We start from the raw sequence: 696 nt of genomic DNA, 5'->3' as shown, positions 1-696 counted from the left end.
ATCGTACCGGAAACGGTCATACCGATCTCCTCTTCGTCATGGCAGGCTGACGGAATGGGTGCGCCGGCGCGTGGCACCGGCGCTCCTGAACGTCCTCGGCTCGCGACCAGTACATCCGTGGTTCGCGAACAGGAGGACTCGATCGTTAGGCTGTCTGCAGGCGATCGGCAGAGGACTTGCCGTTCTTGCGGTCGACCACCACCTCGTAAGACAGCTTCTGGCCTTCATTGAGGTTGCTCCAGCCAGCCCGCTCAACCGCGCTGATATGGACGAACACATCGGGGCCGCCGGAATCCGGCTGAATGAAGCCAAAGCCCTTTTGCGAATTGAACCACTTCACTGTACCTGTCGTCATGTCTTTTCCTTTGTTTTGGGAATGCACGAGTTTGCCCGCGAGTGCGGGACAAAATCACCGATGTCTTGAAGAAAGAGGGTGAGAACCCGTGCAGAAGGAAAGGGCGCGAGGTCAGTCCATCAGACCAAAAAATGTCGATGGAAGTCAGATAGGCTCTTCCGCAGCGCATTACAAGGCAAGGTTTGCGCTGGTGGATCGCCGGTCAGGCAAGCTTGAGCCTGATACGAAACAAGGACGCGCCCCGTATCCGGGACGCGCTCGAAAGCCGCTGCGCTCCGCGGCAGAATAGTCGCGGGGCTGCTTCCTGGCCGTGGTCTTCCGCCCCCCAAGGCGCGGAAGAC

The 696-nt window shown here is 59.2% G+C and carries 1 protein-coding gene; it reads right to left on the bottom strand.

The features are described from left to right. Positions 1–145: 145 nt before the first annotated feature. Positions 146–355: a cold-shock protein gene (locus tag ACLD7X_RS17590; protein WP_411424984.1), complete on the bottom strand. Its 210-nt coding sequence runs from the start codon at positions 353–355 to the stop codon at positions 146–148. Between the last annotated feature and the right edge of the window lie 341 nt (positions 356–696).

This window comes from Aphanothece microscopica RSMan92, from assembly GCF_046613545.2.
Lineage (GTDB): Bacteria > Cyanobacteriota > Cyanobacteriia > PCC-6307 > Cyanobiaceae > NIES-981.
This window is presented reverse-complemented; position numbering and strand designations above follow the sequence as displayed.